This window comes from Bradyrhizobium sp. HKCCYLS20291 (assembly GCF_051167715.1).
Lineage (GTDB): Bacteria > Pseudomonadota > Alphaproteobacteria > Rhizobiales > Xanthobacteraceae > Bradyrhizobium.
Genome location: NZ_JBNPTO010000002.1, coordinates 602,113 through 627,884, shown reverse-complemented (window position 1 = coordinate 627,884; position 25,772 = coordinate 602,113). Strand labels below are relative to the sequence as shown.

Genomic DNA, 25,772 nt, shown 5'->3' with positions numbered 1-25,772 from the left:
ATCAAACCGATGGAGGCTCCGATGGCTGACATCTTGATCCGCAAAGTTGACGACGCGACCAAGGAGCTGCTGCGGCTTCGCGCCGAACGCCGTGGCAAGAGCTTGGAGGCTGATCTCAGGGAGACGCTGGAGAGGCTCGCGCGCGAGGAAGCAGAATCGCCTGACGATGCTGAGCCGTTCGGCAGCTGGCTGGTGGCGATTTCCCGGCCGGGTGTCGATCTCGATGAAGTGCTCGATCAACTGCGTTCTGCGCCGATCCGGCCCGCCGTGCTGGAATGATCCTGCTCGATACCAACGTCATTTCTGAGGCGTTGAAGCCTGCGCCATCGGCTCATGTCGTCAACTGGCTCGACTCGAACTTTGCCGGCAGCGCGCTCTCGAGCATCACGATATTCGAGCTCGGTGCCGGGCTCGCGATGCTTAGCCCCGGTAAGCGCAAGGATGCGCTGGAGAATGCGATTGTACGGACGGTCAGGCGGTTTGGAAGCCGCATCTACGCGTTCGATGCAGCCGCAGCGCAGGCCGCAGCGCGTTTGCTCGCCCAGGCGAGGGCGAGCGGACTCCCGCTCCATCAGATCCCAACGAAGCTTGCTGATTTGCAGATCGCGGGTATCGCGTCCGCCTATGGTCTCGACCTCGCGACCCGAAATGTCGGCGACTTCGCCGGGCTCGGTCTTTCATTGATCAACCCTTGGGAAAACTAGGTCGGCGTGAGCGATGGCCCTTTGCCTCGGCAACGGCCAAATTACCGCTCGCCGAACAGCGGAATCCGCGTTAACATCTATAAATCGCGCTGATGAGCCGGCTTTGCCTTGACATCGAGGCAACCATGGCTATGTTTCGCGCAACCTTTGGGAAGCTTGCTCGGCATCATGCGCAACTTTATTGCCCTCCTTATCGTAGTCGTACCCAGGCGCATCGCCGGGGATGGCTAGCGGCCATCCATGATCCGAGCGGTGCGCAGGGCCTTCCAGGGCCCTTTTTTATTGCCCGAAACGACCTCGACCACGCTGAACCGCCCGAAACCATCCGACCGACCAAAACGACAAGCCGCTGAGACCCAGCGATCCGGAGCCCACCATGACCGACAAGAGCCACGATCCGAACCAGATGACCGGCGCCGCGATGATCGTGCGCGCGCTCATCGACCACGGCGTGCAGCACATCTTCGGCTATCCCGGCGGCGCGGTGCTTCCGATCTATGACGAGATCTTCCAGCAGAGCGAGGTCGAGCACATCCTGGTCCGCCACGAGCAGGGCGCCGGCCACGCCGCCGAAGGCTATGCGCGCTCGACCGGCAAGCCGGGCGTCGTGCTGGTGACCTCGGGCCCGGGCGCCACCAACATGGTGACGCCGCTGGCGGACGCGCTGATGGACTCGATCCCGCTGGTCTGCATCACCGGCCAGGTGCCGACGCATCTGATCGGCAACGACGCGTTCCAGGAGTGCGACACCGTCGGCATCACCCGGCCCTGCACCAAGCACAACTGGCTGGTCCGCAACGTCAACGATCTCGCCAAGGTGCTGCACGAGGCGTTCTATGTCGCGACCACGGGCCGCCCGGGTCCGGTCGTCGTCGACGTGCCGAAGGACGTGCAGTTCGCCACCGGCACCTATCATCCGCCGCGCAAGTCGGACGTCCACATCTCCTATTCGCCGCGCGTCAAGGGCGATGCGATGCAGATCCGCAAAGCCGTGGCGCTGCTGGCCGGCGCCAAGCGGCCGGTGATCTATTCCGGCGGCGGCGTCGTCAATTCGGGACCTGAAGCCTCGAAGCTGCTGCGCGAGCTGGTCGAGGTCACGGGCTTTCCGATCACCTCCACGCTGATGGGGCTGGGCGCCTATCCCGCGTCGGGTCCCAACTGGCTCGGCATGCTGGGCATGCACGGCACCTACGAAGCCAACATGACGATGCATGATTGCGACGTCATGCTGTGCGTCGGCGCGCGCTTCGACGACCGCATCACCGGCCGCACCGACGCGTTCTCGCCGAACTCCAAGAAGATCCACATCGACATCGATCCGTCGTCGATCAACAAGAACATCCGCGTCGACGTGCCGATCATCGGCGATTGCGGTGACGTGCTCGCCGACATCCTGCAGGTGTTCAAGGCGGAAGCGAAGAAGCCCGACATCAAGTCGTGGTGGCAGGAGATCGCCGTCTGGCGCGCGCGCAACTCGCTGGCCTACCGGCCGAACCGCGACGTCATCATGCCGCAATATGCCATCCAGCGGCTGTTCGAGCTGACGCGCGGCCGCGACACCTACATCACCACCGAGGTCGGCCAGCACCAGATGTGGGCGGCGCAGTTCTTCGGCTTCGACGAGCCGCACCGCTGGATGACCTCGGGCGGTCTCGGCACCATGGGCTACGGCCTGCCGGCGGCGATCGGCGTCCAGGTCGCGCATCCCGACAGCCTGGTCATCGACATCGGCGGCGACGCCTCGGTGCAGATGACGATGCAGGAGATGTCGACGGCCGTGCAGTACGAGCTGCCGGTCAAGATCTTCATCTTGAACAACCAGTACATGGGCATGGTGCGGCAGTGGCAGCAGCTGCTGCATGGCAACCGCCTGTCGCATTCCTACTCGGAGGCGCTGCCGGACTTCGTCAAGCTGGCCGAGGCCTATGGCGGCGTCGGCCTGCAGGTGTCGAAGCCCGGCGATCTCGACGGCGCGATCAAGGAGATGATCTCGGTCAAGAAGCCGGTGCTGTTCGATTGCCGCGTCGCGGCGCTGGAGAACTGCTTCCCGATGATCCCGTCGGGCAAGGCGCACAACGAGATGATCTTGCCGGCCGAGGCGAGCGATCCGGCTGCCGCGTTCGCGGGCGGCAAGGCGCTGGTGTGAGGACGTAACGTGAGCACGACGCCAACCCAAAATTCCACTGTCATCGCCCGGCTTGACCGGGCGATCCAGTACGCCGCGGCCATCGTGAGTCCCACGACGGCCGCGGCGTACTGGATGCCCGCCTTCGCGGGCATGACAGCTCGTATGAGGGGGCGGCCATGTTCACATTAGCAGAGCTGGAGCAGGCTCACGCCATCGTCGCGGCCGCCGTGCCGGCGACGCCGGCGCACGCGTGGCCGCTGCTGGCGCAGCGGCTGGGGACTGAGGTCGTCGTCAAGCACGAGAACCACACGCCGGCCGGCGCCTTCAAGGTGCGTGGCGGGCTGGTTTACGTCGACGCTCTCAAGCGCACGCAGCCGGATGTCCGCGGGCTGATCACCGCGACGCGCGGCAATCACGGCCAGAGCGTCGCCTTCGCCGGCCGCCGCAACGGGCTGCCGGTGACGATCTACGTCCCCAGGGGCAACTCGGTCGAGAAGAACCGCGCCATGGCGGCGTTCGGTGCCGAGCTGATCGAGCATGGCAGCGACTTCCAGGAGGCACGCGAGGAGGCCGGCCGCCACGCCGCGCGCGACGGCCTGCAGATGGTGCCGTCGTTCCATCGCGATCTCGTCCGCGGCGTCGCCACCTACGCGCTGGAGCTGTTGCGCAGCGCTCCCGATCTCGACGTGCTCTACGTCTCGATCGGGCAGGGCTCGGGCATCTGCGGCTGCATCCTGGCGCGCGATCTGCTGGGACTGAAGACCGAGATCGTCGGCGTGCAATCGACCGGCGCGCCGTCCTATGCGCTGTCGTTCACGGCGCGCACCGTCGTGACGACCAACAGCGCCGATACCCATGCCGACGGGCTCGCGACGCGCAGCCCGGATGCCGAGGCGCTTGCGATCATCCTGAAGGGCGCCTCGCGCATCGTGCAGGTCAGCGATGCCGAGATCGCCGAGGCCATCAGCATCCTCTGGACCGACACCCACAATCTCGCCGAGGGCGCCGGCGCGGCGCCGCTCGCGGCCGCCCTGCAGGAGAAGCAAAGGCTGGCCGGCAAGCGCGTCGGCCTGGTGCTGACCGGCGGCAACATCGATCTCGACCTGTTCAGGCGCTGGGTCATGCCGGCGGCCGCCCATGCCGAAGCGGGGGCTGCATGATGGGCACCCGGCCAACTCCAAATACCGCCGTCATGCCCGGGCTTGACCCGCCTGCGCGGCCGAAGCCGCTTCGGCGCGGCGAAGGCCCGGGCATCCACGAGCCGCACGCGCGACGCTCGACGTGGATGGCCGGGACAAGCCCGGCCATGACGGATGAAATTCTGAGGGGACACCAATGAACCAGCCAGCCTCCGCCTACTTCATCGAAGACCGCCACGATCCGAACGAGACCCACACGCTCTCCGTCCTGGTGCAGAACGAGCCCGGCGTGCTCGCGCGCGTCATCGGCCTGTTCTCGGGGCGCGGCTACAACATCGAGAGCCTCACCGTCTCCGAGACCGAGAGCCAGAAGCATCTCTCGCGCATCACCATCGTGACGACCGGTACCCCGATGGTGATCCAGCAGATCAAGCATCAGCTCGACCGCATGATCCCGGTTTATCGCGTCGTCGACATGACCTTGACCAAACGCGCGATCGAGCGCGAGCTGGCGATGGTCAAGGTGCGCGGCGTCGGCGAGCCGCGGGTCGAGGCGCTCAGGCTGGCGGATGCGTTCCGCGCCCGCGTGATCGATGCGACCACCGAGAGCTTTGTGTTCGAGATCACAGGCAATACCGACAAGATCACGCAGTTTATCGATCTGATGCGTCCGCTCGGCCTGGTCGAAGTCGCCAGGACGGGCGTTGCGGCGATCGGGCGGGGACCGGAAGGGATGTGAGCCATGCTGGCGCGCGACTGGTACTACAACGAACGCAACCGGTTCGGACTCGATCATGCCGTGGCCTCGATCTACGGCTCGGGAGAGGATGCCGACGAGCGCGCGCGCGCCGCGCTGAGGATGCTCGGCGTCAGGCCGGGCTGGCGGGTGGCCGACATCGGCTGTGGCAACGGCGTGCTGGCGACGGAAGCCGCGCTGATGGGCGCTGTCGTTGACGCCATCGACATCTCGCCGGCGATGCTGGCGCTGACCAGGATCTACACCCGCGACCGCCGCACTGCGGTGCGGATGCATGCGGCCGGCCTGTTGTCGTTCGCCTACGAGCCGAACTCCTATGACCTGATCGCCAGCGAGTTCACGCTGCATCATCTGCCGGACTTCTGGAAGGCGGTGGCGCTGGCGCGGATCTTCGCGGCGCTGAAGCCGGGCGCGCAGTTCTTCCTGCGCGACATCGTCTATGTCGCCATGCCCGACGGCGCCGAGCGCTCGGTCGAGCAATGGGCCGATTTCAACATCAAGAACCACGACCTCGCCCGCGACAGCGTCATCACCCACATGCGCGACGAGAACTCGACCTTCGCCTGGGTGATGGAGCGCATGCTGAGCGAGGTCGGGTTCATCACGATGTCCGCGGACTATCACGCCCCGATGCACGCCACGTATGTGCTGCAGAAGCCGGCGGGGCAGGGCTGAAGCGAGCGTGTTGATGTTTGCGCGAGACGGTGAGGCGAGCACGCTGCCACCCTCCCCTGGAGGGGGAGGGTCGTTCCACATCGCGCGAAGCCGCGATGTGGAACGGGGTGGGGTGATGCCTCCACGCGCGAGCTGTGCCTGGGGCCCACCCCACCCCGATCGCGCATTTCATGCGCGATCGACCCTCCCCCTCCAGGGGAGGGTGAAGAGTGCCCGTGCAGTGGGAGCGCACTAGATGTCCCAGCAGCTCCTCATCGCCTTCGTCGCCTTCGCCTTCGTGATGTCGTTCACCCCCGGGCCGAACAACATCATGCTGCTGTCGTCCGGCGTGACCTACGGCTTCCGCCGCACGGTGCCGCACATGATGGGGGTCAGCTTCGGCTTCGCTTTCATGGTCGGCGCGGTCGGCGTCGGGCTCGCCACCGTGTTCATCACCTATCCGGTGCTGCAGGAGGTGCTGAAATATCTCGGCGCCGCCTACCTGATCTACCTGGCGGTCGCGATCGCCTTCTCGGGCGCCGCCAAGCCCGACGACACCACGCCGCGTGGCCCGATGTCGTTCTGGGGCGCGGCGCTGTTTCAGTGGGTCAACGCCAAGGGCTGGGTGATGGTGATCAGCACCATCACCGCCTATGCCGCGATCGCGCGCTTTCCCGCCAATGTTGCACTGCAGGTCGCGATCAGCTTCGTGATGGCGATCGGCTCGACCGTCACCTGGACGCTGTTCGGCACCGCGCTGCGGCCGCTGCTCAGCTCCGAGCGTGCGGTGCGCGGCTTCAACATCCTGATGGCGGTGCTGCTCCTGGCCTCGCTCTATCCCGTGTTCATGGACGCATGAGGGACGCCAGCGCCATGCGAGATCGGGGTTTCCATCGGAGCCCAAAATGCTCTAGACACGGGCCGGATTTTGTCCGGGCGCAGCCGCCCGTGCCTCACCCAAGCGTCTGACTTTTCAGCCAATTCCGGCCATCTCAAAGAGGAAACGACAATGCGTGTCTACTACGATCGCGACGCCGATCTGAACCTGATCAAGGGCAAGAAGGTCGTCATCGTCGGCTACGGCAGCCAGGGCCACGCCCATGCGCTCAACCTGAAGGATTCCGGCGTCAAGGACGTTGCGATCGCGCTGCGCAAGGGCTCGGCCTCGGCCAAGAAGGCCGAAGGCGCCGGCTTCAAGGTGATGGAAGTCGCCGAGGCCGCCAAGTGGGCCGACCTCGTGATGATGCTGACCCCGGACGAGCTGCAGGGCGACATCTACCGCGAGCACCTGCACGACAACATGAAGCAGGGCGCCGCGCTGGTGTTCGCGCACGGCCTCAACGTGCACTTCAACCTGCTCGACCCGCGCGCCGATCTCGACGTGCTGATGATCGCGCCGAAGGGCCCCGGCCACACCGTCCGCTCCGAGTACCAGCGCGGCGGCGGCGTGCCCTGCCTGATCGCGATCGCCAAGGATTCCTCGGGCAACGCCCATGACCTCGGCCTGTCCTATGCCTCGGCGATCGGCGGCGGCCGCGCCGGCATCATCGAGACCACCTTCAAGGAAGAGTGCGAGACCGACCTGTTCGGCGAGCAGGCCGTGCTGTGCGGCGGCCTGGTCGAGCTGATCAAGGCCGGCTACGAGACCCTCACCGAGGCCGGCTACGCCCCGGAGATGGCCTATTTCGAGTGCCTCCACGAGGTGAAGCTGATCGTCGACCTGATCTATGAAGGCGGCATCGCCAACATGAACTATTCGATCTCCAACACCGCGGAGTATGGCGAGTACGTCACCGGCCCGCGCATCATCACCCCCGAGACCAAGGCCGAGATGAAGCGCGTGCTCGACGACATCCAGTCCGGCCGCTTCGCGCGCGACTGGATGCTCGAGAACAAGGTCAACCAGTCCTCGTTCAAGGCCACCCGCGCCCGCCTGTCCCAGCACCCGATCGAGGAAGTCGGCGCCCGCCTGCGCGACATGATGCCCTGGATCAAGAAGGGCGCGCTGGTCGACAAGACCAAGAACTGAGCGTCTACGACGACAAGCGAGACATGGAAACGGCGGGCCTCGGCCCGCCGTTTTTGTTTGATCGATCGAAAAAGAGCGCCAGTCAGGACGCCGCGCGGCGCGAGGCCAGCGGGCTCAGCAGGCGGACGATTTCGCTGACGGCGACGAGGCCGACCAGCCAGGCGGCGCTGGTGAGGCCGAGGCGGGCGATGATCGGCAGCGTGAAGCTCGCGCCACCGCCGAGCGCGGGCGTGGCGGCCAGCAGCACCAGCTCGTAGGCCGCGTAGCCGCCGAGCAGGGCGGCGACGAAGGCGACTGGAGCCGGGCTTGCGCGCAGGGCCTGCAGAATGCCGCGGGCCGCGACGGTGGCAACCAGCGCGGCCGTGCCGATCACCGCGCCCCAGGCCAGCGTGGTGGCATCGACCGGGTAGTGCAGGGCGCCGAAGCCGATGCCCTGGTTGACCAGCCAGGCGCCGAGCATCACCGGCAGTGCCGACCGCAGCGGCAGCAGCGCGGCGGCGATCACGGCGAAGGCCGCAAATGGCGTGGCGCAGGCAAAGGCGAAGCTCGCCAGGCCACAGGCGACGACCAGCAACGCGAAGCAGAACACGGCAGCATGCCGCTGCGGGACGGGCGTGAGGCGGGCCTCCGCTGATGATGTCATGTTATCGAGAGCCATGGGTCGTCTCCTCTTGGGTTGATGGTAGTGCATTCGTGACGTCGATGACAGGGCTTCGCTGGCTGGGGGACGTGCTACTGCACCCCAAAACTCGCCACGCGGATGCCGCCGAACACGCCGAGGCCTGGGGCCAGGAAGCCAGTCGGGTTCTGATAGTGGCGGTTGAACAGGTTATCGATGCGGCCGAACAGTTTGACCTGGTCGGAGACCGCGTAGTCGGCGCGCAGGTTCACCACCGTGGTGCCGGGCGCGACGAGGCCGGTGGTCATGCCGTCGCGGCTGACGTCGAGCCAGTCGCTGATGCGCAGCACCGTGGCTGACAAGGTCAACGCGTCCAGCGGCGTCCACACCGCCGTCGCGCTCCACTTTTCCTTCGGCCGTCGCAGCAGCTGCAGACCCGTCGCCGCATCGACCGCGCGTGTAAACGTGTAGTCGGCACGCAGCGACAGCCGGTCCGTCAGCTTCGCCGCCACGAAGCTCTCGGTGCCCTCGGTGGTGGCGAGCCCGACATTGGCGTAGGAGGTGAACGTGTCGTTGAAGTTGATCAGGTTGGTGATGCTGTTGTGGAAGTAGGTCGTGCCGAAGCGGAAGCGGTCGTCGAACAGCGGCTGCTCGAACCCTGCATCGTAGCCGGTGCTCTCCTCCGGCTTGAGGTTCGGGTTGGCGAAGAAGTTGAAGACCGGAAAATCCTGGTAGAGCTGGCTCAAGGTCGGCGCCTTGAAGCCGGTGCCGTAGCTTGCCTTCAGCTTGGTCTCGGTGACCGGCAGGATCACCGCCGGCGCGATCCGGTAGGTGCCATGGCTGCCGAACTGGTCGTTGACGTCGTTGCGCAGGCTCGCGACCAGGAATACCCGTCTTGCGAACTCGGTCTGCAGCTCGATGAAGCCGGCGTTGTTGCCGTTCTCGGCGGATAGATCGGCTGTTTTCAGCCGCTCGGTCTGCTGCTCCAGGCCGACGATCAGGTTGTTGTGCGGCGCCAGCTCGGTGACGGCATGCCAGTCATATTTGAAGCGCTCGCCGGTCGCGACCGCTGCCACCGGATTGCCGGCCGTCAGGTCGGACGACCAGTCGTTCACATAGTTGACGCCGAAGTAGTTCTTGATGCGGCCGCCGAGCAGAGACCAGACGGCTTCCTCGCGCATCGCAAGCTGGTGGATGGTGTGGTTGCTCTGAGTCGTGTCGGGAGTGCTGGGAAAGCCGCTGTCGCCGGTGAACAGCAGGGTTGCGTCGGTGTAGCGGATCACCGAATTCAGCGTCCAGGCCTCGTTGAGGTCGACGCCGAGCTTGGTCGAGGCGGTGAGGTTGTCGTAGGCGTTGCCGATCGCCTTCTGTCCCGCCGGCAGCAATTGCCACGGCGTCACCGGCACGTCGCCGGCATGCAGATGGGCGACATTGACCGCGTAGTTGACATTGTCCTGGGAGCCGCTCAGTCCGGCGCTCTGGTTGAACGTCTTGAACGCGCCGCTCTCGAGCGAGGCGGTCGCCCGCGCCGGGCCGTCGCCCTTGCGGGTGATCACCGAGATCACGCCGCCGATCGCATCCGAGCCATAAAGGCCGCTCTGCGGCCCGCGGAGCACCTCGAGTTGCTGGATGTCCGCGGCCAGGAGATGCGCGAAATCGAACGCGCCATTGCCATTGGTGACGTCGCCGACATCGATGCCGTCGATGATCAGCTTGGTGTGGTTGGCATTGGTGCCGCGCATGAAGACGTTGGTCTGGCCGCCGGGGCCGCCGGCCTGCCCGACGTTCAGTCCGGGAATGGCCGCGAGGATGTCCGGTACGCTGCGGAACTGCTGCGTGGCGATGTCCTTCTCCGTGACGACCGTGATCGCGTTGGCCACGTTGGCGGCCGGCGTCACGATGCCGGTCGGGCTGACCACCAGCTGGGCGTTGGCGGCGGCGTTTGGCGCGGCTGCCGGCTGCGATGAGCGTGCGCGCGGCAGCTGCGCCCCGCGTTGCGCGGCAGGCTTTGGCGTTGCCAGCGGCCGCGGCGCGTCGACCTCGACCGGCGGCAACAGGCTGGGAGAGGCGGATTGCTGGGCGGCGGCCGGAACCGTGCCGAGCGTGGTGATGATGAACAGGACGGTCGACGACAACAGGCCGGCGCGTTCGCGCCGGGCGACAGACAGGAAGGAGAACACGAGGGAACCTCGGCATGACGTCAGTGGCACGTCACCGCGAACGAGGTTCCACACCGGACAATGCGATCCGACGTAGAAACGATGCCAATAGACGCCCCGACCGGCACCTTCGCGTGTGACCACGGCTGACGGCAGGTCTCCTGGCTCGCGGGTCGTCACCTCCACGCCGCCTTCCCGGGACCGAGATTTCCCAGTGGCATTTGGCGCGAGATTCGCCGCTTACAGTTGCGGGGGCAGCTGCGGCCTTCGATCATGTCCCTTGCGAGACGTGTCCGGCACCGCATTCCCTTTTGAGCCCCGGTCAAGGGGCACCGTCGGAAATCAGGTTAGGAGCCCATCCTCGATGATGTCAATCGGCCTGTCCGGCTTCTCGACAGCTGACGCAGGCCGTGACGGTTTCGCCGCGTCCCCGGAGGCGCTGAGGATCATTTTCGACTTCCGACCCCCGGTGGCCGCGCTTATAGTGTCGGTCGTGATCAATGTTGCCCTGGCGCGCCGGTCCGGCGCCGCCTCGGCGACCCGCGCCGCAATCTAAGATGCAATTCAAGGAGCCTCACCGTGGCAACAGCGACGTCTCTTCCGGTCTCTCTGCCCGCCATTCCCGTCCGCGAGATTCTGCCGTGGGCGATCTTCGGTGGCCTGATGCTCGTGCTCGGCATCTATTTCGTCGGCGTCGAAGAGGGCGCGGCTGCGATCTTCAACAGCGCCTATGTCCACGAATTCGTCCATGACGGACGCCATCTCCTCGGGTTCCCCTGCCACTGAACGGGCGGCTCCGGGACGGCGGAGCTCGCCTATCGCCGGCCTCGACCGTGACACCGGCGCTTCCTGATAGTTCGAGAGACGATCGATGACGGGGCGATTGCTCCTGCGCGGCATGCTGGCTGGCCTCGTCGCCGCAATTCTCTCCTTCGGCTTTCTCAAGCTGGCCGGCGAATCGTCGGTCGAGCATGCGATCGCGTTCGAGACCATGATCGATGAGGCCAAAGCCAAGACCAGCGCCGAGGAGGCGGTGGCCAAGGGGCAGCCGGTGCCGGCTGTCCCGGCCGAGCCCGAACTGGTCAGCCGCGCGGTCCAGGCTGGAATCGGACTGCTGAGCGGCGTCGTCGTCTACAGCACGGCGTTTGGTGGCCTGTTCGCGCTGGCCTTTGCGCTCGCCTTCCGGCGCATGGCAGATCTCGGTCCGCGGGCCAGCTCGGCCGTGCTGGCGATGCTGGGTTTCGTCGCCGTCTATCTGACGCCGATGCTGAAATATCCGGCCAACCCGCCGTCGGTCGGCCTCGCCGAGACCATCGGGATGCGCACCAGCCTGTATTTTGCGATGATCCTGATCTCGCTGGCTGCGATGGTCGCGGCCGGCATGCTGCGCAGCCGCCTGCTGCCGCGGCTCGGCGCCTGGAACGCGGCCCTGGTCGCTGCGGTCGTCTATATCGCGGTGATGACCGGCGTTGGCCTCGCGCTGCCGGATGTGAACGAGGTGCCCGAGGCGTTTCCCGCCGCCGTGCTCTGGCAATTCCGCATCGCCTCGCTTGGCGGCCAGGCGATCATGTGGGCCACGCTCGGATTGCTGTTCGGCGTGATGGCCGAGCGTCTGATGGCGCCGCATGGCGCCCGCGCTTGAACGGCCGCACCGGCGATGAAGGCGCGCCTGCATCTCATCTGTGCGGCGGCCACGCCAGCCACGGCGGCGATGGCATTTCCTGCCGACGAGCCGCTGGATGCGCGCGGGCGAGACAGCATCGTGCGCTTGGTCGGCCGGCTGCCGTCCCATGACGCCGCGCAGCGCAGCCCGGCCCGCAGTGCCGCCGACACCGCCGAAGCGCTCGCCCTCGACGCGCAGACGGAGCCTGCGCTGCGCGACTGCGACTTCGGCCGCTGGGCAGGACGATCGCTCGCCGAAGTCCAGGCGGAGACGCCGGAGGGCGTCGCCGCATGGCTGCGCGATCCGCACGCGGCCCCGCATGGCGGGGAATCTTTCACGGATGTGACGACCCGCGTCGCCGGTTGGATGGAGAGCCTGCTCGCGGTCGACAGCTCGGTTCTCGCCATCACGCATGCGACGGTCATGCGCGCGGCGATCGCGCAGGCGATCGGCGCAGGCCCGGCGGCGTTCCGGCGCATCGACGTTGCGCCGCTGACGCGCGCCAGGCTTTCGGCCGTCGGCGGGCGCTGGACGCTGGCGGCGCTGGTGCCGCTGAAGGACGAGCGATGACGGCGGGGTGGAGTGCGGTCGCCGGCCGATCGCTGGCCGTCATCATGGTGCTGGCCTCGCTCCTCACGGCGATGCCGGCCGGCGCGCATCACCCGCGGTCGCCGGACGGCACGACGATTGGTCTCGCCATTCCGGCGATCGGTCATGGCGAGATGCTGGTGGTCGCCCGTCATCGTTCGGAGATCGTCGAGCTCGCCGCGCGTCAGGCCCGAACCGACCCGACCTTGCGCCGGTTGACGGGCTTCGTCAGCCTGCAGCATTTCGCCTGCCTGTGGGGCCTCGTTCCCGGCAGCCTGACCGACGAGGCGAGCCCGTTCAACGAATGCGCCCATGCCGATCTGGCCGCCACGCGTGCCCTGCTTGCGCATCTGGCGACGATGCCCGGCACCCAGTCCGCGGCACGAGCGCTGGAGGCTCGCATCGCTGCCGAGATCGCCGCAGATCCGGCCTTCGCCGCGCTGTGTTCGAACAGCAGCGAGACATTCGATAGCGGCGTGGTCGTGGGGCCGGACTGGCAGCTGCTGCCGTCTCACGCTCCGACCATTTTGACCTGTGTTCTGCTGTTGCTGGTCGCAGCTTCGGCGGCTTGGCTGCTGTCCCGCGTCCTGCCGGCGGCCGACCGACGGACGCCGTCGGGGGCGGCCTAGCTGCTCACTTCTCCACCCTGTTGTGCACCATCCAGAACCGCAGGGTGCGCTGGGCGGTGTCGTGGGACAGCCGCGCGTAGTCGCGCTCGGCGAGCTTGAGCGTGTCGCTGTCGATGCCGTGCTTGATCGGGCGGTGGGTCAGGATCTTCGCCACGACCGACCAGGGCAGCCCGGCGGCGCGGCAGGGGATCAGCACGATGTCGGTGCGCGGGCCTTCCAGCACCTTGGCCATCATCTCGGTCGGGAGGTTGTTGAGCAGCCCGAGCGCGGCCGCGACCTCGCTGAACCGGCGGGTCTCGGCGAAGAATGAGATCGCGGGGTCGTTGAGCTCGTTGAGGCCCTTCATCCGCTTCACGGCCTCTTCGGCCAGTGTGAAGTCGCGTCCGACGAGACCGCCGTCGGTGCGGGCGACGTCTGCGATGGACTTGATGACTTTCTTGATCTCCTGCTGCAGCACCGGCGGCGCGGAGGCCATCATCTTGGCGCGGACCGCATCGGTCGCCCGGCGCAACAGATCGCGCAAATGCCGGTTGGGCAGGTCGACGCGCAGGCCGATGATCTCGGTCAATTCGTCGTCGTCCTCGGCATGGGCAACCATCCCAGTATAGCCGGTCTCGGAGAAGCGTGCGGTCTGGTTGTTGGCGAGCTTGCGGATCACCCGGCGCTCGCCGCGGTCGACGATGATGTCGGTGATCGCCTCGGTCAGATGCGGGCGGCTGGAGATCGCCATCAGGTGGTCCTGGCCCTTGGTCGCGGCGACCTCGACCAGGGTGTGCTCGGACAGCCGCGTCGAATGCATCAGCACGCTTTCGGCGACGGAAATCTCCTCGTCCCGCGCCAGCCGCTGGATGACCTCGACCGGCGCATGGTCGACCGGCGCCAGATGCTTGCTGAGCTCGCTGCGCGCGCGGGTTTCCACGCGCGAGACGAGCATGCACAGCACGTCGTCGAAAACCTTGATCTGCTCTTCACTGAGACGCTCGCCGTCGTGCAGGAACAGGTTCGTGACCTGGCGGAGCGTATGGACGCGCTTTTCGGACGAGCCGCTGCGAACGGCGTCCTCGAGCTCGGAGATGATTGAACGGTCCGGCTGCGGAAGCTGTTCTGACTGATGCACGTTGACGCTCGTCTCGCCTCGGGAATGACCGACGCGGCAGCGACGCGTTCCGGCTTCACTTTTGCAGCTGTCGGTTGCTCCAGCGTCCGGCACGGGCGCTAACAATGTGTTAGCGGCCGTGGCGTAGAACTCCGGAGAAACACGGATACGAAAAATTAAGCCGAAGCTGCTAGGCCAAGCAGGGTGCCGCCTGCGTGAGAGCACCCGGCTTCGGCGAACCGCGGTGGCGGCCCGATCCGAGGACCTGCAAGGCGATCCGGACGATAAAGGAAAAGTTAACGATCTCATAAGGTCAGAAGCTTTTCTTCATCTTCACGCTCCGCTTCCGCCAGCTCACCTCGGCTGTGATCGTCTCAAGCATCGAATGCTAAACCACATTCTTGCCGCAACGCGCCGTCCTGCGACGATGGCGATGGCTGAGCGAAATTTTCCTTGCGATGCGGGCCGGAACGCGATGGGCGCGACCGGCGCCGGCGCGTGAAAATCAGCCTCAGCATGAGGCCGCATCCCGTGCGATAATCGCTCCGCAAATCATTGAGGTCGCCATGAAATCCGTCGTCGTCACTGGTGCGTCCACCGGCATTGGTTTCGCCTGTTCCAAGCTTCTCCTCGCACGCGGCTTCCGGGTGTTCGGGAGCGTTCGCAAACAGGCCGATGCGGACCGCCTGCGCGCCGAGCTCGGCGCCAATTTTACGCCGCTGCTGTTCGACGTCACCGACGAGGCGGCGGTGAAGGCCGCGGCGCAACAGGTGCGCGCGGCTCTCGACGGCGAGGCGCTCGCCGGTCTCGTCAACAATGCCGGCATCGCCGTCGCCGGTCCGGTGACGGAGCTGCCGATCGAGCAGTTCCGCCACCAACTGGAGGTCAACGTCATCGGCCCTGTCATCGCGACCCAGGCCTTCGCGCCGCTGCTCGGGGCCGATCCTGCGATGCGCGGCGGGCCCGGCCGGATCGTGATGATCAGTTCGGTCGCGGGCCGCAACGGCAATCCGCTGTTGGCGCCGTATTCGACCTCGAAGCACGCGGTCGAAGGGCTGTCGGAGAGCCTGCGCCGCGAAATGATGCTGTTCGGCATCGATGTCGTCATCATTGCGCCGGGAGCGGTGAAGACGCCGATCTGGGGCAAGGCGGAGGAGGTCGACCTGTCGCCGTACCAGCGCTCGCCGTTCTTCCCGGCGCTGCAGAAGGTGCGCAGCTTCATGCTGCATCTCGGCAAGACCGGTTTGCCGGCCGAGACCATCGCCGAAAAGGTGGCGGAGGCCCTGACGGCGGCGACGCCCAAGGTGCGCTACGAGATCGCGCCGGATGCCCTGCAGCAATGGATCGTGCGGATACTGCCGAAGCGGACGGTCGACCGGATCATCGCGAAGCGGCTCGGCTTGACGCCGGCGGGCAAGGCCTGACGGCCGGCATGGCAACGACGGGCAAGACCCAGGCGGAGCTCGTCTGCCTGGTCGAACAGGCGATCCAGGCCCAGCCCGGATGCGAGAGCGCGCGCGTGCCCGCCATTCATGCGCTCGACGTCCGCAGCGGCCGCAACTGGGAGATCCCGCACGTCATCCTCGGCGACAGCCTGATCAGCGACGTCGACCGCGCCGTCATGAGCGTGCAGCGCCGGCTGGGGCGGCTGTTTCACCTGATTGCCGATGATGAGGCGGGGGAGGCGACGCGTGCGGGGCCCGCCGTCTCGCACGGCGCCTGAAGGCCCTGAGGTCGACAGGCTCAGGTCGACAATCCTCAGGTCAACAATCCCTGGCGCAACGCCAGCCGCACCAGCTCGATGTCGGTGGCGACGCCGAGCTTGTCCTTGATCAGCGAGTGCAGATTGGCGATCGTCTTGGGGCTGAGGTGGAGGGCGGCCGCGATCTCATCGGTGGTGCGCTCGGCGAGCAGCATCTGCATCACTTCGAACTCGCGCGCGGTGAGGACGTCGCTCGCGACGGTCTCTCCCGACAGGCGACTGAGCGCCAGCTCGTGATCGATGTCCGGGCTGATCGATAGCCCACCGGCAAGCACGTCCATCACGGCGCGCACGAGCGTCTCCGGCGGGCTGCTCTTGGTGACGTAGCCGCGCGCGCCGGCCCGGATCGCCTGCACCGCGAAGCCGGCATTCTCATGCATGGTGAAGACCAGGATGCGCGCGTCGCGGTCCCACTGCCGGATGCGGCGGATGCCCTCGATGCCGCCGACGCCCGGCATGGTCAGATCCATGATGACGAGGTCGGGCCTAACCTCCTTGAACAGCCGGTAGGCCTCGGCCCCATCGGCAGCCTCGGCGACCACCCGCAGCCCCGGCTGCTTCTGCAGCATCGAGCGATAGCCCTCGCGAACCACGGCATGATCGTCGACCAGCAGGATGGTGCCGCCGTGCGTGCTCATGCGGCGCGCCCGAGCGCAGCCGGCGTCGGCGGGCCGGATGCGGCCGGCACGGGGATGACGACGCGGAGCTGCGCGCCGCCGTCGGCTCCGCTCGCAAAGCTCATCTGGCCGGCCAGGGAGGCGACGCGCTCGCGCATGCCGAGCAGTCCCATGCCGGATTTGCCGACCGCCTCGCGCACGGGACCGTCGTCGTCGACGATGAGCGCGATGACCTCGCCGCCATCACCTGGCTCGGGCTGCACCGCCAGCTGCAGCCGTACGCGGGTCGCGGCGGCGTGCCTGGCGGCGTTGGTCAGTGCTTCCTGGGCGATGCGGTAGAGGTTGGTGGCGATCATGTCGGGGACATGGTCGATCCGCCCCGACAGCGCGATCTCGAACCGGGTTGATCCTTGCTGCCGCCGATTCCAGCCGGCAACAAGGCCTTCGAGGCTCGCGGCCAAACCGAGCTCCTCGACATCGGGCGGCCGCAGCCGCACCAAGGCGCCGCGCAGCGTGTCCATCATGTCGGTTGCGGTGCGGGCGATGCTGTCGCATTCGCCGGTCAGCGCCGGGCAATCCTGCGCGGCGGTGTGACGGATCGAGGCCGCGAGCGCGCGGATCGCCGCCAGCGACTGGCCGAACTCGTCGTGCAGCTCGCGCGCCAGATGGCGCCGCTCGTCATCCTGCAGGGCGATGAGGCGCCGGGTCAGTTCATTGCGCTGCGCCAGCGCCGTCTCCAATCCTTCGGCAAGCTGGTTGAAGGCATCGCCGATCGCCGAGAGCTCGGCCAGATCGAACGGCGGCAGCCGCGCAGATAGATCGTTCGCGGCAATGCGCTCGAGCCCGGCGCGGATCAGCCGCGTCGGTCGAAGCGCGCGGGCCAGCGCCGCATGGGCCAGCACGCACAGCAGGACAAAAGCGGTCCCGAGCACCGGCAGCAGCCGGCTCAATTCGCGCCAGGCGTTCGCCGTCATGACCCCGGCATCGATCCCGACCACGGCATCGCCGGTCCTGTTGTCGCGAAACAGCACCGGCCGCGTGGTCTCGCGGCCGGGCGCGAACAGTCGCTCGTAGAGCCAGGCGAAGGTGCGCGGCGGCTGGTCCGTCTGGGCATCGGAGCCGCCGCAGATGCGCTGCACGATGTCGCCCCTGAGATCGCGATAGGCGATGCAGAGGCCGGGCGCCATCGCGGCCGCGGCGATCGCTTCGAGGTCGGGAAACGACGCCGGGGGATTGTTGACCCAGTGCATCTTGTTCTGCTGCAGCTGCAGCGTCCGCGCGGCGATCTCGGCGACCGCAGCGTTGCGCGCCTGTGCCGCGCGATCGATGTCGAACAGCACATAGGCGCAGATCGCCGCGAAGCAGAACGCTGACACCAATGCGATGCGCAAGGTCAGGCGATATTTGAGGTCGTAGCGGGTCCACATCATCTGCGCGTCCTTGGCCGCCCAGCCGGCATTTAAGGGCAGAACCGCCGGCTCCGGAAGCGCTGTGGCCTGGATGACCGGACGTCGTGAAATTTTCCCGTCTTCCGCCGGGAGGGCCGCCGGTTCAGCCTCGGCGCAGCGCGCCTAGGCTCGGACTGTGCAACACCATGCCGGGGGAGTTCCGATGTCAAACCGCCGTCTCGTCCATTGCCTCGTTTTCGCGCTCGCTGCTCTCTGCGGCGCGGGCTCCGTCGCGGCGTCAGATCAGGCTCCGGCCGTGATGGTCGACGAATTCAGCTATCTCGACACGTCGGGCGAGCCGGCCGACCAGACGGCCGCGCATCAGCGCCGGCTGCAGACCTTCGTCACCGCGCTTAAGCGCGATGTCGCCGCTGACGCGCGCTTGCGCCTGGTCAGTCCGTCCTGCGCGCCGGCTTGCCCGGGCGATGCGTCTCCGGACGACCGCTTGCGCATGGCGGCCGCGGCGGGGGCCGGGATCGTGATCACCGGCGGGGTCCAGAAGCTCTCGACATTGGTGCAGTGGGCCCGGGCCGCGGCGATCGACGTCGCGTCGCACCGGGTGCTGTTCGACAAGGTCTTCACCTTCCGCGGCGACAGCGACGAGGCGTGGGAGCGTGCCGAGCTGTTCGTGTCGCGTCAGGTCCGCGACGCGCTGGCGCCGGAGCCGATCCGGCTGGTGCTGCTGCCGTTCGAGCTCGACGATACCAGCGCCGGCGCGGCCCTCGGCGAGACCGAGACGGATCGCAAGAGCCTGCAGGCGGCGACCGACGCAGTGCGGCAATTGCTGCAGCAGTCGGCCCGCTACCGGCTCGTCGACAACGTCGGCGAACGCTCGCCGGAGCAGCCGATGCGCACCTGCGAGGATTGCGAAGCCCGTGCTGCCCGCGCACTCGGCGCCCAGCAATCGCTGTTCGGGATCGTGCGGCGGATCGGCCGCACCGAATACATCATCGGCTTTCGCGTCCGTCAGGCAGACACGGGTGCGCTGATCGCCGCAGGCGACAGCGGGCTACGGCTCGGCGCCAACGAGTCCTGGAGCCGCGGTGCGGTACGCCTGGTGCGCGAGCGGCTGCTCGAGAGCGGCGGCGCCGAGCGCTGATCGGGGTCAGGGAGCGGCGTGGCGGCAAGAGCGATCGCCGCGTTGTCTCCGCTGCAACGCCGAATGGCGAAAGCGGCTCCGTGCAAATCCGGACTGTTGTCATTTGTGACGATTTCATTACGGTCACATGACAGGATGGGACGTCCTCGATCTGCCGGCATGCGCCGGCGATGGACCGTCGTGTCCGAGCATCGCCGCCGCATGTCGCTCTCCCCGAACGAACCGATCTCCACGCTCAGCGCGGCAAGCGCAACCCGTGCTGCCATTATCCGGATGTCAGCCGTCACCGCGCCGCACGTCGCCGCGCTGGCGCTGATGCTGCACACCGAGACCGATTTCGGCTCGCGGCTCGGCTTCGTGCTGGCCTGGGGCATCCTGAACGGCTTCTGGCTGGTGCTGCTGCGGCGGCCGGCGGTGTCCGGCGCGCTGGCGCTGACCATGGTGGTCGTGCTGGTGCTGCTGTCGCAGCTGAAGCACGCCGTGGTCCAGATGACCGCGAACTTCGTCGACGTCATGCTGATCGATCACGACAGCGCGGCGTTCCTGTTCACGATCTTTCCGAACCTGAAGCTGTCGGTGCTGGTGGCGGCCGCTGTCGTGCTGCCGCTGATGGGCCTGTTGTGGTGGGCCGACCCGTATCGCGTGGCGCGGCTGCCGGCGCTGGCGGGCAAGCTCGCCTGCCTCGCGGCGCTGACGCTCTATTCCTTGAACTGGCGCGACGAAGCCTGGCGCGGCTATTACGACGACGGCTATCTGTCGAAATTCGCCCGCTCCGGCGTGACCGCGGTATCGGATTTCCTCGCCAACGGCTTCATGGAATCCGATGCCACGGCGGACCGCAAGCTGGCGGCCTTCGTTCCGGATTCCTGCCATCCGGCCGGGCAGCGGCCGAACATCGTGCTGGTCCACGACGAATCCAGCTTCGACATCCGCTCAGCGCCCGGCATCAAGGTGCCCGCCGGCTATGGCAGCCACTTCAAGTCGTTCGATGGCAAGGCGCGCCAGTTCATGGCCGAGAGCAATGGCGGGCCGAGCTGGTTCACCGAATACAACGTGCTCGCCGGGTTGTCGTCGCGCTCGTTCGGCCGCTTCGCCTATTTCGTCACGCGCATCGCCTCGGGCCGCGTCGAGCGCGGCCTGCCGCTGGCGTTGCGCCAATGCGGCTACGACACGGTATCGCTGTATCCGGCGCATGGCGCCTTCATGAGCGCGCGCAGCTTCCAGACCACGGTGGGCGTCGACCGCTTCCTCGACGCGCGCGATCTCCACGCCAAGGGCGTCGAGCCCGACGGCTTCTTCTACGACGCGGCGCTCGACCTGATGCAGCAGCGCAAGCCGGGCAAGCCGCTGTTCATGTTCGTCTACCTCGCCGCCAATCATTTCCCCTGGGAGACGACGTTCCGGCCGGATTTGATGCCGTCCTGGCGCGCGCCCGGCAACATGCCGACGATCGACGAATATCTGCGCCGGCAGGCCATGAGCGCGTCGGACTATCAGCGCTTCCTGGCGAACCTCAAGAAGCGCTTCGGCGACCAGCCATTCCTGGTCGTGCGCTACGGCGACCATCAGCCGGAGTTCTCGCCGCACATCCTCGATCCCAAGCTGGACGAGGCCGGTATCGGTCAGAAGCTCGAAAACTACGATCCGCGCTACTATCAGACCTATTTCGCGATCGACGCCGTCAATTTCGAACCGCGCCGGAGCGACGCCGTGATGGACAAGATCGACGCCGCCTATCTGCCGCTGGTCACGCTGGAAGCAGCCGGCATTCCGCTCGATCCGTCCTTCGCCGAGCAGAAGGACATCATGCTGCGCTGCAAGGGCGTGTTCTACGCCTGCGGCGACGGCGCCGAGGCGCGCCGCTTCAACCGCATGCTGATCGATGCCGACCTGATCCGGGGATTATAGGCGGCGCGCCGCCGACCTCACGGCAATGCGACCGTTCACCGTCCGATCGGAGCATTGCCGCGCGCCCGGCGCTGCGCTACGCCGTGCGCTTCGTGCAATTGGGAGGTTCGACATGTCCACATCGGTCAAGGAACTGATGGCCGCCGCCAACGCCGTGGTGCCGAAGATCACGCCCGCCGAGGCGCAGGCGATGATCGCCAAGGGCAACACGCTGGTGCTCGACGTGCGCGACGCGCCGGAGGTCGAGAAGAGCGGCAAGATCGAGGGCGCTCACCACGTCTCGCGCGGCATGCTCGAATTCCGTGCCGATCCGGACTCGCCCTATCACGACAAGAACTTTGCGAAGGACAAGAGCATCATCCTGTATTGCGCCTCCGGCGGCCGCTCGGCGCTGTCCGGCAAGACGCTCAAGGATCTCGGCTACGACAAGGTTTTCAACGTCGGCGCGTTCAAGGACTGGGCCGAGAGCGGCGGTGCGGTCGAGAAGCCGATCGAGCCGGGGATGTGATTTCGCTCAGCTGATTGGCGGGCGTGGTCGTCTGTTTGGTGCGGGCGGTGGTTGCGCAATCCACCGCCGTCATTGCGAGCGCAGCGAAGCAATCCAGCGTAGTTTCCACAGCCCTGGATTGCTTCGCTGCGCTCGCAATGACGAGCTGAGACAGGCGGGCCTACTTCGCGATCTTGCTCCACAGCCAGCGCGCCACCGCCTGTGGCGAGGACTCGGCATCGCTGCCGGATGCGCGCAGATTGGCCTGCTGCATGGTCGCGATGTCGATGCGGCCGAGCAGGGGCCTTAGCGCATCCTGCAACGCGCGGTCATCGGCGCGTTTCGGCGACAGCAGCAGGATCGCGTCATAGGGCGGGATCGCGTGCTTGGGATCGTCGAGCACGACGAGATCGTATTTCGCGATCAGTCCGTCGCTGGTGTAGCCGGCGATGACGTCGACCTCGCCGGAGGCCACCGCGGCATACATGAAGTCGGGCTGCATCTGGCGCTGGGCGCGGAACGCAAGCCCATAGGCGTCGCGCAGCGCGGCCCATTCCGGACGCGAGAAGAATTCGTAGTCGCCGGCGATCGACATCTGCGACGTGTGTCGCGCGAGATCCTCGATCGAGCGGACGCCGAGCGCCTCGGCCTTCTTGCGCGGCATCACCAGCGCATAGGCGTTCTCGAAGCCGAGTTCGCCGAGCAGCGTCACCTTGTCCTTGGCGAGGTCCTGTTTCAGCGCCGCCACCAGCGCCTTGGGCGGCAGCTGCTCCTTGTGATGAAACTGGTTGGCCCACAAGGTGCCCGAATATTCGACATAGGCGTCGATGTCGCCGTTCTTCAGCGCCTCGTAGATCACGCTGGAGCCGAGCCCGGCGCGCGACGTCGCCGAAAGGCCCGCCGCCTGCAGCCGCTCGCCGATCAGCGCCGACAGCACATATTGCTCGGTGAAGGTCTTTGCGCCGATCACGTAGCGCGCGGCGCCACCGGGCAGCGAGGGCAGCAGGCTCGCCGCCACCATCAGCGCGATGGTCGCGGTGCCGAGCCCCACGCGGGCGCGGCTGCGCCTGCGCAGGCCGTGCTCGATCAGCGCCAGCAACTGATCGACCGCGAGCGCCAGCACCGCGGCGGCGACGCAGCCGAACACGACCAGCACCCAGTTCTGGGTCTGCAGTCCGGCGAAGATGTAGTTGCCGAGCGAGGTCTGGCCGATTGGCGTCGACAACGTCGCGGTGCCTATCACCCAGACCGCCGCAGTGCGGATGCCGGCCATGATCACCGGCAGCGCCAGCGGCAGCTCGACCATGGTCAGCGCCTGGCGCTCGGTCATGCCGACGCCCTTGGCGGCCTCGATCAGGCCGGCATCGACGCCGTTCAATCCGGTGATGGTGTTGCGCAGCACCGGCAGCATCGAATACAGCGCCAGCGCCAGCACCGCGGGCAGGAAGCCGAACGCCGAAAACGACACGCCGAACCAGCGCAGTGTCACCGCCGCCAGCGCCAGCAGCAGCGGATAGAACAGCGCCAGCAGCGCCAGTCCCGGTACGGTCTGCACCACGCTGGCCAGGCCGAGCAGCACATTGCGCAGCGATGGTTTGTTGCGCGCAGCGAGCGCCAGCGGGAAGCTGACCGCGAGGCCGAGCGCGAGCGCGGTGATGCTGACGCGCAGATGGCTGCCGAGATAATCGGCGAGATGCGACAGCGCTTCGGCAAAGCGCGGATCGGACAGCAGGCTCATGCGGCGCCGCTCCCGGGCAGCAGCGCCGCCAGACGTGCGGCCTGGCGGCGCGGCGTCGTCATCAGCTCCGCGACATAGGCCTCATTGCTGGCTGCGAGCGCGGCCGGCGTGCCGACCTCGACCAGGCGTCCCGATCGCATCACCGCGATGCGGTCGGCGAGCAGCAGCGCCTCGGTGATGTCGTGCGTGATCATCAGCGTGGTCAGCCCGAGCTTGTCGTGCAATGCGCGGTAGTCACTGCCCAGCGCATCGCGCGTCAGCGGATCGAGTGCGCCGAACGGCTCGTCCATCAGCACGATGCGGGGATGCGCCGCGAGCGCGCGGGCGACGCCGACGCGCTGGCGCTGGCCGCCGGAGAGTTCGCCGGGGAGGCGGTCGCGATGGGCCTTGCGGTCGAGCTGCACGAGGTCGAGCAACTCGTCGACGCGCGCCGCGATCTCGCTCGGTGGCGAGCCCAGCAGCTTGGGGGTGATGCCGATGTTGGCGGCAACCGTCATGTGTGGAAACAGCGCGCCGCTCTGGAACACGGCGCCGATGCGGCGGCGCAGGGCGACCGGCTCGACGGTGCCGATGTCCTCGCCGCCGATCCGGATCGTGCCGCCGTCCAGCGCGATCAGGCGGTTGGTCAGCCGCAGCAGCGTGGTCTTGCCCGAGCCCGAGCCGCCCACGATCGCCAGGAACTCGCCCTCGGCAATCGCGAGCGAAACGTCGTCCACCGCGACCACCGGACCGGGGAAAGTCTTGCGGACATGATCATAGGTGATGAGGGGCGTGCGCGGCATGCGGCCTTTCGGGGCGGGGGGCCTCGGCTGCAGACCTAGCACGTCCGGGCGGCGCGTTGAACTTCAGCGCGCAAGCGGCTAAGCCGTCCGGGCGATTTTCGGGGGAGGAACTTGGACGTGACGCAGCCCACGGCCGCCGCGGTCTCGCTCGACGGGACGACGGTCGCATTCCGTCTCGCCGGCGGACGCACCTATACCGCCGTGGAGACGGCCGATCTGAGCGTCGCCGACGGCGAGTTCGTCGCCATCGTCGGGCCCACCGGCTGCGGCAAGTCGACCCTGCTCAACGTCGCGGCCGGGCTCTTGAAGCCGGCCGCAGGAAGCGTCCGCATCTTCGGCCAGCCGCTCGCGGGCCTCAATCGCGAGGCGGGCTACCTGTTCCAGGCCGACGCGCTGTTCCCGTGGAAGACGGCGCTGGAGAACGTCGCCATCGGGCTCGAGGTCGCCGGCACGCCCCCACGCGACGCAGCGGCAAAGGCGCAGCAATGGCTGACCTCGGTCGGCCTTGGCGCGTTCGGCAACCGCTATCCGCACATGCTGTCGGGCGGCCAGCGCAAGCGCGTCGGCCTCGCCCAGGTCTTGATCCGCAATCCCCGCATCATCCTGATGGACGAGCCGTTCGGCCCGCTCGACGCGCAGACCCGGCAGATCATGGGCAATCTCTTGCTCGATCTCTGGAGTGCCGACCGCAAGGCGGTGCTGTTCGTCACCCACGATCTGGAGGAGGCGATCGCGCTCGCCGACCGCGTCGTCATCATGTCGGCCGGCCCCGCCTCGCGCATCATCGGCGACTGGCGCGTGAGCCTGCCGCGTCCGCGCGACATCTTCGAAGTGCGCATGAAGCACGAGTTCCACGAGCTGCATCGCGAGATCTGGCAGACTCTGAAGGCCGAGGTCGAGAAGACCTACAAGCAGGCGGAGGCGGTGTGATGTCGCGTCTCGGTCTGCTCGCGCTGCAGCTGCTGGTCGCGATCGTCGCGCTCGCGCTGTGGCAGTTTCTGGCCAAGGTCCCGGTGTTCGGGCGCATCTGGCTGCCGGAGTTCTTCTTCTCCAATCCGGTCGACGTATCGGCGCAGGTCGTCAAGTGGTTCGCGACCGGGTCGATCTGGAAGCATCTCGTGATCACGCTGTGGGAATCGGTCCTGGCGTTTTCGATCGGCTCGCTCGGCGGCGTGCTGGTCGGCTTCTGGTTCGCGCGCAAGCCGCTGGTCGCCGCGGTGTTCGATCCCTACGTCAAGATGGCCAATGCGCTGCCGCGCGTGGTGCTGGCGCCGATCTTCACGCTGTGGCTGGGGCTGGGCATCTGGTCGAAGGTCGCGCTCGGCGTCACGCTGGTGTTCTTCATCGTGTTCTTCAACGTTTATCAGGGCGTGAAAGAGGTCTCGACGGTGGTGCGGGACAATGCGCGCATGCTGGGGATGAGCGAGCGGCAGCTGATGCGCCACGTCTATTGGCCGTCGGCGCTGTCGTGGATGTTCTCCTCGCTGCACACCTCCGTCGGCTTCGCCGTGGTTGGCGCCGTCGTCGGCGAATATCTCGGCTCGGCGGCCGGGCTCGGCTATCTCATTCAGCAGGCCGAGGGCATCTTCGACGTCGCCGGCGTATTCGCCGGCATGTTCGTGTTGTCGGCCTTCGTCATCCTGATCGACATCTGCGTCACCCTGGTGGAACGCCGGCTGCTGGTGTGGCGCCCCGATGCGGCGGATGGGCGATGATGGCCGCGGTGTCGCGCAACCCACCGCTGTCGTCCCCGCGAACGCGGGGAC

At 67.1% G+C, this 25,772-nt stretch carries 27 protein-coding genes and 1 riboswitch; of the genes, 20 read left to right on the top strand and 7 right to left on the bottom strand.

Going from position 1 to position 25,772, the window contains the following annotated elements:
- Nucleotides 1–21 precede the first annotated feature (21 nt).
- From ACQR07_RS07030 to ilvC, 8 genes are all read left to right on the top strand, one after another.
- Nucleotides 22–279 carry a FitA-like ribbon-helix-helix domain-containing protein gene (locus ACQR07_RS07030; protein ID WP_434901577.1) on the top strand — a complete coding sequence of 86 codons (258 nt, stop codon included), beginning with the start codon at nt 22–24 and terminating at the stop codon, nt 277–279.
- Nucleotides 276–704 carry a type II toxin-antitoxin system VapC family toxin gene (locus ACQR07_RS07025; protein ID WP_434901576.1) on the top strand — a complete coding sequence of 143 codons (429 nt, stop codon included), beginning with the start codon at nt 276–278 and terminating at the stop codon, nt 702–704. Before ACQR07_RS07030 ends, ACQR07_RS07025 begins: the two co-directional genes overlap by 4 nt.
- Nucleotides 705–1,080: 376 nt before the next feature.
- Nucleotides 1,081–2,850, top strand: a complete 1,770-nt coding sequence (locus tag ACQR07_RS07020) for an acetolactate synthase 3 large subunit (protein ID WP_434901575.1) — start codon at nt 1,081–1,083, stop codon at nt 2,848–2,850.
- A 158-nt stretch (nt 2,851–3,008) separates the two neighbouring features.
- The gene (locus tag ACQR07_RS07015; RefSeq protein WP_434901574.1) at nt 3,009–3,992 is read left to right on the top strand and encodes a threonine dehydratase; all 984 of its coding nucleotides are present in this window, start codon (nt 3,009–3,011) and stop codon (nt 3,990–3,992) included.
- A gap of 175 nt (nt 3,993–4,167) precedes the next feature.
- On the top strand, nt 4,168–4,710 hold the full coding sequence (gene ilvN, locus ACQR07_RS07010; RefSeq protein WP_434901573.1) for an acetolactate synthase small subunit: 543 nt from the start codon (nt 4,168–4,170) through the stop codon (nt 4,708–4,710).
- Nucleotides 4,711–4,713: 3 nt separating this feature from the next.
- Nucleotides 4,714–5,403, top strand: a complete 690-nt coding sequence (locus ACQR07_RS07005; RefSeq protein WP_434901572.1) for a class I SAM-dependent methyltransferase — start codon at nt 4,714–4,716, stop codon at nt 5,401–5,403.
- 235 nt (nt 5,404–5,638) lie between these two features.
- A complete protein-coding gene (locus ACQR07_RS07000; RefSeq protein ID WP_434901571.1) occupies nt 5,639–6,241 on the top strand; it encodes a LysE family translocator in 603 nt (200 codons plus the stop codon).
- 150 nt (nt 6,242–6,391) lie between these two features.
- Nucleotides 6,392–7,411: a ketol-acid reductoisomerase gene (gene ilvC / locus ACQR07_RS06995; protein WP_434868920.1), complete on the top strand. Its 1,020-nt coding sequence runs from the start codon at nt 6,392–6,394 to the stop codon at nt 7,409–7,411.
- Between the two features lie 82 nt (nt 7,412–7,493).
- Here ilvC and ACQR07_RS06990 read toward each other — a convergent pair whose 3' ends face one another.
- Complete coding sequence (locus tag ACQR07_RS06990; RefSeq protein ID WP_434901570.1) at nt 7,494–8,069, bottom strand: hypothetical protein; 576 nt, start codon at nt 8,067–8,069, stop codon at nt 7,494–7,496.
- A gap of 74 nt (nt 8,070–8,143) precedes the next feature.
- A complete protein-coding gene (locus ACQR07_RS06985) occupies nt 8,144–10,210 on the bottom strand; it encodes a TonB-dependent receptor plug domain-containing protein (protein WP_434901569.1) in 2,067 nt (688 codons plus the stop codon).
- Between the two features lie 113 nt (nt 10,211–10,323).
- Nucleotides 10,324–10,541: riboswitch (cobalamin riboswitch) on the bottom strand.
- Nucleotides 10,542–10,553: 12 nt separating this feature from the next.
- Between ACQR07_RS06985 and ACQR07_RS06980 the strand changes: the two genes are divergently transcribed.
- The 5 genes from ACQR07_RS06980 (at nt 10,554) to ACQR07_RS06960 (ending at nt 13,069) form a co-directional block, all read left to right on the top strand.
- Entirely contained in the window at nt 10,554–10,745 is a 192-nt protein-coding gene (locus ACQR07_RS06980; protein ID WP_434901568.1) for a hypothetical protein, read from the top strand.
- A gap of 23 nt (nt 10,746–10,768) precedes the next feature.
- Nucleotides 10,769–10,975, top strand: coding sequence for a CbtB domain-containing protein (locus ACQR07_RS06975; RefSeq protein ID WP_434901567.1), 207 nt, complete (start codon nt 10,769–10,771; stop codon nt 10,973–10,975).
- A gap of 85 nt (nt 10,976–11,060) precedes the next feature.
- Nucleotides 11,061–11,831, top strand: coding sequence for a CbtA family protein (locus ACQR07_RS06970; protein ID WP_434901566.1), 771 nt, complete (start codon nt 11,061–11,063; stop codon nt 11,829–11,831).
- A gap of 15 nt (nt 11,832–11,846) precedes the next feature.
- Nucleotides 11,847–12,422, top strand: coding sequence for a histidine phosphatase family protein (locus ACQR07_RS06965; protein WP_434901565.1), 576 nt, complete (start codon nt 11,847–11,849; stop codon nt 12,420–12,422).
- The gene (locus ACQR07_RS06960) at nt 12,419–13,069 is read left to right on the top strand and encodes a hypothetical protein (protein WP_434901564.1); all 651 of its coding nucleotides are present in this window, start codon (nt 12,419–12,421) and stop codon (nt 13,067–13,069) included. The genes ACQR07_RS06965 and ACQR07_RS06960 overlap by 4 nt, the downstream gene beginning before the upstream one ends.
- 4 nt (nt 13,070–13,073) lie before the next feature.
- On the opposite strand, the gene ACQR07_RS06955 is transcribed toward ACQR07_RS06960, so the two are convergent.
- Nucleotides 13,074–14,186: a DUF2336 domain-containing protein gene (locus ACQR07_RS06955; RefSeq protein WP_434901563.1), complete on the bottom strand. Its 1,113-nt coding sequence runs from the start codon at nt 14,184–14,186 to the stop codon at nt 13,074–13,076.
- A 545-nt stretch (nt 14,187–14,731) separates the two neighbouring features.
- On the opposite strand from ACQR07_RS06955, the gene ACQR07_RS06950 reads away from it, so the two are divergent.
- Together ACQR07_RS06950 and ACQR07_RS06945 are read left to right on the top strand one after the other, a co-directional pair.
- Entirely contained in the window at nt 14,732–15,589 is an 858-nt protein-coding gene (locus ACQR07_RS06950) for an SDR family oxidoreductase (RefSeq protein WP_434901562.1), read from the top strand.
- An 8-nt stretch (nt 15,590–15,597) separates the two neighbouring features.
- Nucleotides 15,598–15,888, top strand: a complete 291-nt coding sequence (locus ACQR07_RS06945; protein ID WP_434901561.1) for a hypothetical protein — start codon at nt 15,598–15,600, stop codon at nt 15,886–15,888.
- 35 nt (nt 15,889–15,923) lie between these two features.
- Here ACQR07_RS06945 and ACQR07_RS06940 read toward each other — a convergent pair whose 3' ends face one another.
- Both ACQR07_RS06940 and ACQR07_RS06935 read right to left on the bottom strand, forming a co-directional pair.
- Nucleotides 15,924–16,565 (bottom strand): response regulator, encoded by a 642-nt coding sequence (locus tag ACQR07_RS06940; protein ID WP_434901560.1) that lies wholly within the window; start codon nt 16,563–16,565, stop codon nt 15,924–15,926.
- A complete protein-coding gene (locus ACQR07_RS06935) occupies nt 16,562–17,971 on the bottom strand; it encodes a HAMP domain-containing sensor histidine kinase (RefSeq protein WP_434901771.1) in 1,410 nt (469 codons plus the stop codon). Before ACQR07_RS06935 ends, ACQR07_RS06940 begins: the two co-directional genes overlap by 4 nt.
- A 184-nt stretch (nt 17,972–18,155) precedes the next feature.
- Here ACQR07_RS06935 and ACQR07_RS06930 point away from each other — a divergent pair, with 184 nt between their 5' ends.
- The 3 genes from ACQR07_RS06930 to ACQR07_RS06920 all read left to right on the top strand — a co-directional run bounded on the left by ACQR07_RS06930 (nt 18,156) and on the right by ACQR07_RS06920 (nt 21,507).
- Complete coding sequence (locus tag ACQR07_RS06930; RefSeq protein WP_434901559.1) at nt 18,156–19,091, top strand: DUF2380 domain-containing protein; 936 nt, start codon at nt 18,156–18,158, stop codon at nt 19,089–19,091.
- 201 nt (nt 19,092–19,292) lie between these two features.
- Entirely contained in the window at nt 19,293–20,999 is a 1,707-nt protein-coding gene (locus tag ACQR07_RS06925; RefSeq protein WP_434901558.1) for a sulfatase-like hydrolase/transferase, read from the top strand.
- 112 nt (nt 21,000–21,111) lie between these two features.
- A complete protein-coding gene (locus tag ACQR07_RS06920; protein ID WP_434901557.1) occupies nt 21,112–21,507 on the top strand; it encodes a rhodanese-like domain-containing protein in 396 nt (131 codons plus the stop codon).
- Between the two features lie 160 nt (nt 21,508–21,667).
- On the opposite strand, the gene ACQR07_RS06915 is transcribed toward ACQR07_RS06920, so the two are convergent.
- Both ACQR07_RS06915 and ACQR07_RS06910 read right to left on the bottom strand, forming a co-directional pair.
- A complete protein-coding gene (locus tag ACQR07_RS06915) occupies nt 21,668–23,224 on the bottom strand; it encodes an ABC transporter permease/substrate-binding protein (RefSeq protein ID WP_434901556.1) in 1,557 nt (518 codons plus the stop codon).
- Nucleotides 23,221–24,006, bottom strand: a complete 786-nt coding sequence (locus tag ACQR07_RS06910) for an ATP-binding cassette domain-containing protein (RefSeq protein ID WP_434901555.1) — start codon at nt 24,004–24,006, stop codon at nt 23,221–23,223. Before ACQR07_RS06910 ends, ACQR07_RS06915 begins: the two co-directional genes overlap by 4 nt.
- 117 nt (nt 24,007–24,123) lie before the next feature.
- On the opposite strand from ACQR07_RS06910, the gene ACQR07_RS06905 reads away from it, so the two are divergent.
- Together ACQR07_RS06905 and ACQR07_RS06900 are read left to right on the top strand one after the other, a co-directional pair.
- Nucleotides 24,124–24,936 carry an ABC transporter ATP-binding protein gene (locus ACQR07_RS06905; RefSeq protein WP_434901554.1) on the top strand — a complete coding sequence of 271 codons (813 nt, stop codon included), beginning with the start codon at nt 24,124–24,126 and terminating at the stop codon, nt 24,934–24,936.
- Nucleotides 24,936–25,721 carry an ABC transporter permease gene (locus tag ACQR07_RS06900; RefSeq protein ID WP_434901553.1) on the top strand — a complete coding sequence of 262 codons (786 nt, stop codon included), beginning with the start codon at nt 24,936–24,938 and terminating at the stop codon, nt 25,719–25,721. Before ACQR07_RS06905 ends, ACQR07_RS06900 begins: the two co-directional genes overlap by 1 nt.
- Nucleotides 25,722–25,772: the final 51 nt, after the last annotated feature.

Coding starts and splice junctions, on each gene's coding strand:
- ACQR07_RS07030 (WP_434901577.1), top strand. CDS start 22: ATGGCTGACATCTTGATCCGCAAAGTTGACGACGCGACCAAGGAGCTG.
- ACQR07_RS07025 (WP_434901576.1), top strand. CDS start 276: ATGATCCTGCTCGATACCAACGTCATTTCTGAGGCGTTGAAGCCTGCG.
- ACQR07_RS07020 (WP_434901575.1), top strand. CDS start 1,081: ATGACCGACAAGAGCCACGATCCGAACCAGATGACCGGCGCCGCGATG.
- ACQR07_RS07015 (WP_434901574.1), top strand. CDS start 3,009: ATGTTCACATTAGCAGAGCTGGAGCAGGCTCACGCCATCGTCGCGGCC.
- ilvN (WP_434901573.1), top strand. CDS start 4,168: ATGAACCAGCCAGCCTCCGCCTACTTCATCGAAGACCGCCACGATCCG.
- ACQR07_RS07005 (WP_434901572.1), top strand. CDS start 4,714: ATGCTGGCGCGCGACTGGTACTACAACGAACGCAACCGGTTCGGACTC.
- ACQR07_RS07000 (WP_434901571.1), top strand. CDS start 5,639: ATGTCCCAGCAGCTCCTCATCGCCTTCGTCGCCTTCGCCTTCGTGATG.
- ilvC (WP_434868920.1), top strand. CDS start 6,392: ATGCGTGTCTACTACGATCGCGACGCCGATCTGAACCTGATCAAGGGC.
- ACQR07_RS06990 (WP_434901570.1), bottom strand. CDS start 8,069: ATGGCTCTCGATAACATGACATCATCAGCGGAGGCCCGCCTCACGCCC.
- ACQR07_RS06980 (WP_434901568.1), top strand. CDS start 10,554: ATGATGTCAATCGGCCTGTCCGGCTTCTCGACAGCTGACGCAGGCCGT.
- ACQR07_RS06970 (WP_434901566.1), top strand. CDS start 11,061: ATGACGGGGCGATTGCTCCTGCGCGGCATGCTGGCTGGCCTCGTCGCC.
- ACQR07_RS06965 (WP_434901565.1), top strand. CDS start 11,847: ATGAAGGCGCGCCTGCATCTCATCTGTGCGGCGGCCACGCCAGCCACG.
- ACQR07_RS06960 (WP_434901564.1), top strand. CDS start 12,419: ATGACGGCGGGGTGGAGTGCGGTCGCCGGCCGATCGCTGGCCGTCATC.
- ACQR07_RS06950 (WP_434901562.1), top strand. CDS start 14,732: ATGAAATCCGTCGTCGTCACTGGTGCGTCCACCGGCATTGGTTTCGCC.
- ACQR07_RS06945 (WP_434901561.1), top strand. CDS start 15,598: ATGGCAACGACGGGCAAGACCCAGGCGGAGCTCGTCTGCCTGGTCGAA.
- ACQR07_RS06940 (WP_434901560.1), bottom strand. CDS start 16,565: ATGAGCACGCACGGCGGCACCATCCTGCTGGTCGACGATCATGCCGTG.
- ACQR07_RS06935 (WP_434901771.1), bottom strand. CDS start 17,971: ATGTGGACCCGCTACGACCTCAAATATCGCCTGACCTTGCGCATCGCA.
- ACQR07_RS06930 (WP_434901559.1), top strand. CDS start 18,156: ATGTCAAACCGCCGTCTCGTCCATTGCCTCGTTTTCGCGCTCGCTGCT.
- ACQR07_RS06925 (WP_434901558.1), top strand. CDS start 19,293: ATGTCGCTCTCCCCGAACGAACCGATCTCCACGCTCAGCGCGGCAAGC.
- ACQR07_RS06920 (WP_434901557.1), top strand. CDS start 21,112: ATGTCCACATCGGTCAAGGAACTGATGGCCGCCGCCAACGCCGTGGTG.
- ACQR07_RS06915 (WP_434901556.1), bottom strand. CDS start 23,224: ATGAGCCTGCTGTCCGATCCGCGCTTTGCCGAAGCGCTGTCGCATCTC.
- ACQR07_RS06910 (WP_434901555.1), bottom strand. CDS start 24,006: ATGCCGCGCACGCCCCTCATCACCTATGATCATGTCCGCAAGACTTTC.
- ACQR07_RS06900 (WP_434901553.1), top strand. CDS start 24,936: ATGTCGCGTCTCGGTCTGCTCGCGCTGCAGCTGCTGGTCGCGATCGTC.